Raw genomic sequence first — 4482 nt, forward strand, 5'->3', positions numbered from 1 at the left:
AACAGTAGTCTATTTTAATTTGACAATATTCACAACAGGGTTCATTTCCTGAGTTTGGCTGTCACTATACTTATCATAATGGATAAAATAGAATAATTCATTTTCTAAATCCAGCGGTCGAATTACTATATCATCATTACCTGAGAAAGAGAATCCTCCAGGTATATTTTTAGACAAGCCATTATTCAAATTAATATAAGCTACTCTTCTAAGTTCATCCTGGAATTCTATAATAATATGCTCATTCGATTTAATAATATTATAGATATTTAATGATTTAATTCCATTATTATCAATAGAGACATTATGATTAAAATTAAATTTTAAAATTGGAGAAAAATTATCCCCGATTTTTTCGTAAAGTGTATCTCTGACTAATAGGTCAGGCGTAAGTACTGGCTTATAGAAATACAAACCAGATTTATCTCTCGATATCCAATTCTTATACCTATAACCTGATATAATTTTTGAATCTAAGACAACCTTTCTAAAACTTATTGAATCAACGATTTCAAGGTTTTCATCAATTTTTAAAATGAAAGTCTCTGTTTGAAATTTCTTATCAACTTGCCGTAAAAAATCATCCGTTATGGCATACAGTTGATTTTTATCAAAAAACAAATGATAAATACCACCAGAAAATTTGGTCTCTTTGATAAACTTGAATTCTGAAGAAAACTCAAGTAATCTATAACCTGTTGATACATATATTTTACCAGAATCTCTATCCTCACAAATTGAATAAATTACACCTAATTCACCAGGTCCATCACCAATTGGTGCTAATCTGGATTTAAACTTACCATCTAGATCAAAAATTGAGATTTTCTTTAAATCGTCCAAAATAAATAAGTGATCATTTATGATTTTAACTTCATCTATTCTACCTAAATATGAATCACTACTTGTCTCAAGTTGAATAGACGTTATCTTAGAAGAAATTTCTTGAATTTTAACTCTGTCGTTTCTTTGAGGAATATTTATTACTTCTACTTGATTTTTAGAATCTTCTTTTGAACACCCAAAAATTAAAATCAATAAGCCGAAAGTTACAATTATACTAAGTATATTTTTGCAATATCTTTGCAAAAAATTTGAAATCATTTCTAAATTTAAACTGCTTTTTTTACACCTAGAAATCATTATGTTTTCCATTTAAAATTTCAATTTTCTTTGAAAAATATTCGGCCCCATTAATATTTAAATAGGGCCGAAATTTTATTGTTCTGCTGCAATACAATGCGATCCTTCAGCACAGCCTGTTTCAGAAGTTGGATCTGGATTATCTGTCATTAATGTAAACCAATTTCCATCACCGCAATGGCATCTCCAGAATTGGCCTCCTAGAATCATCTTCATCTGACTTCTTCCCAAAATTTCATTGGTGCTAAGTCTCAGCATTTCTAAGCTTAATTTTTTCATCATTGTAATTTTTTGATGTGAACTTACTCCAGAACGGACCATCCGATCTATAATTCTTTAAAATTACTTGGCTACAAACTGAATACCTATACCTTTTTTACTAATTTCTAGTAAATATTTACTAAGCTTAATTCGACCCCAATCGTCTTAAACCCTATCGCCTCCGCTGCCTCAATAAGCTTCAATAGACTGCTTGCTTCCTGAGTCGTCTTCAATATTTCCTGGATTTCTTTTAAGGAAATGAGCTTATCCTAGTGCTTAGGGATTAACCATAAGCTAATGCGATGAAGTCTTTTGAATCGGGTTAGTTGAAGTGAGTGGGTTCTTGAAGTGAAGAAAGGGGTTTTTTGAATAGGCTCAATGAAAGTCATCGGTGAATCAATTCTATTCCTATTTTTCAATTTGAATTACTTGGTCTATCAGCTCCCCGTCCAAGCTCCAGCCCTCTACTTTGATGCGAAAGCGATCGATGCCATACGGAACCTTGATTTTTACCTTAAATACTCCATCGGTGATTTCCGCAAGCGGATCCCAATAAATAGTTGGTTTTTTGGTAAGATATCGATCTGAAGATGGCGCTTTCGGAAACTCGGGGAAAGCTGTAAAACCTGGAACAGTAAAAAACTGGAAGCCTTCGGAATTGAATTTTGTTTCGATTTCAGGTTTGATTCTAAAACCCTTTTTGGTCTCAATCATAATTACCCCTGCATATCCAGCCATTCCAAAAACAGCTTTACTGATATTGTCAGAATATACTTTGATGGATAGGAGTTGAGACGGCTCTATTGAATTAGTTAGAAAATCCAATAATTCTCCTTTTTCCATAAAAGGCCTCGGTGATCCGTCCAAAATTAAAAGGGGAGCACCTACATTTTCACCAAAATTATAGTTTCCAAATTTTAATGTGCTTAAATTTAATCGAAGTAATCCTGCAATTTCTCCCATTGTTAGTTTTTCCAATTCTTTCGGACCAACTTCTTGGGTCGGTTCTCCATATCCATAATTTCGCTCAGCCATAGTCTCTCTCTCACGAGTTTCCTCTTTGACAAACTCTTCCAAAAGAATGTAATCCCCTGAGGTATCTAAAAAATAATCCTTGGATGAAATAGCTACTTTCCTATAGGTAAGTTTAGGCAAAGCAACTCCAAGTTCTGGTTTACCTAGTGATTCTAGTTCGACTGATCCAAATGGTCTGAGCTTCTCATTCATGGCAGCCACTGCTATCTGGGCGGTGTCTTGAAAGCTTAACCCAGTTGCCCAAAAGTACCCCGAAGAATCTGTCATGACCTGACCATAATCTTCCAGATCTCCCCGAACTATCGTGATGGGCTGGATTAGTCCCTGCCGTTTATTCTCCGGCGTAAATTTCCCTTTTAAGGATATTCCATACTCCACAGGATGGCTTAGACTGCTCTGAAAAGTTTCAGGCAAACCTTCATCCAGCCATTCTATAGCATGCTCGAGGCGAATTCCCTGATTCATTTCTACTACTTGATCAGCATCAGTAATAGAAAGCACAAACTTACCGTCAATAGGATTTTCGAATTCGTCCAGAAAATCCAACTGTAAGTCCATTACCCGATAGTTCAGTGAATCACTAAGGGTGTAATCTGCCTTTACCACTATCGCATCTGAAAAAACTTCTAATGCTTCTTTCTCCATCTCAGGTATATAACCCTCCTCCATCACCACAAATGGAGCTAAAAACTGATCATCCATCAGGAAATTTCGATTCCAATGGGTATAAGCCCGAATCACATAATCACCCGGTTTCATTTCCTTGGGCAAAACTAGGGCTCCTGAGATTTTTCCCTGCTGGATTGGAAAGGTGGCCGATTGGATGATTCCGGAGTCTTCGGTTATAAGATCCACATGGACTACACGACTCAGCGAATCGGCCAGGAATGCATCTTGGTAAAGCATTTGTCCACCGATCCATGCTGTCTCTCCAGGGTAGAAATAGGGTTTGCTCAATGTAAGCCAGACTTTTTCCCGAAGCCGATTGAGTTGGCTAGATCGGCTCATGATTACCTCATCAGCTATTAGCTCTTCTATTTTAAAATCGGTAGTTGGGACAAAATCAAGTGGTAAAGCTCTGGCAACTCGCCTTCTCCCAAGGTAGCCAGAAAGAACTAGCTGGGTGGGGTTTAGTAGTACTCCATTTCGATCGACATCATAAAATCCCTCCGGAGCTTGGACCCAACTAATCGGATGATAAATTGTCGTGTAATAATCATTGGTCCATTCCTTCTTTAAATGATGCACTTCCAATTTTCCTTGAAGGAAAATTCGAAAAGTTCCGTCACCAAGTGGTCTTCGTAAAATAGAGTCTTTTCGGATTGGAATGATGGTTTTATTCAACTCTTGAAGAAAGTCATTGCTCCGAAATCCATCAATCGGAGCAGGTTTTGTTTTAAACAAGGCAAAATCACTTGAGTCAGGAGTATTAAGCAAAATAGATTGATTCAGATGCTTTAAAGAACCATAGTAATTGGCTTGTCGAGCCTCTTTCCAGCGGGAACTTGTCGCCAGACTATTGGATTCCATAGCTTCATAAAACACCTGACCATAAAATCTGGAACCATCTCGCAAAACCCGAAAATCCTCTAGATAATAGGTTATATCGTAACCAAGCGCATCATTTAATATATGTATAGGTTCTTGGGCTGAGGCCTTCAGGTAATTTTTTCCATTTTTAACCTTGACTTTTTCAAAGTCAATTACCCATGGATTCAAAATCTCAATCTGTGATTTGTATGGATCGTCGGGAAGGGCCAGAAACACTTCTTCAAAGGTTTTTAAGTTCCTCTCCCAAGACTTATCCCGTTTGGCTTTAAGTTCAATCTCAGTGAGATTGGATTCGTTGAATGATAGCTCAAAAGTCACTTTCACCTCGCTTTTTCCTTCAAAAGAAATCATTTTGACTTCGGTCACATAGCCTACAAATGAGGCGACCAATTCAATTTGCGAAGGAAAATCACCGGATATACTAAACTTGCCTTCCGCGTCGGTAGCAATTCCCTGAGTGGTGTTGTTTACAAAAACATTGGCAAAGGGAAG

At 36.8% G+C, this 4482-nt stretch carries 3 protein-coding genes; all 3 read right to left on the reverse strand.

What is annotated here, in order from left to right; translation table 11 throughout:
- Positions 1 to 9 precede the first annotated feature (9 nt).
- Positions 10 to 1155, reverse strand: coding sequence for a 6-bladed beta-propeller (locus FL972_RS16960; RefSeq protein WP_144604177.1), 1146 nt, complete (start codon positions 1153 to 1155; stop codon positions 10 to 12).
- A 63-nt stretch (positions 1156 to 1218) separates the two neighbouring features.
- The gene (locus tag FL972_RS16965) at positions 1219 to 1422 is read right to left on the reverse strand and encodes a hypothetical protein (protein WP_186300142.1); all 204 of its coding nucleotides are present in this window, start codon (positions 1420 to 1422) and stop codon (positions 1219 to 1221) included.
- A 390-nt stretch (positions 1423 to 1812) separates the two neighbouring features.
- Positions 1813 to 4482: carboxypeptidase-like regulatory domain-containing protein (locus tag FL972_RS16975; RefSeq protein WP_144607192.1), on the reverse strand; the 2670-nt coding region annotated here is incomplete at its 5' end.

The organism is Algoriphagus algorifonticola, from assembly GCF_007655305.1.
Lineage (GTDB): Bacteria > Bacteroidota > Bacteroidia > Cytophagales > Cyclobacteriaceae > Algoriphagus > Algoriphagus algorifonticola.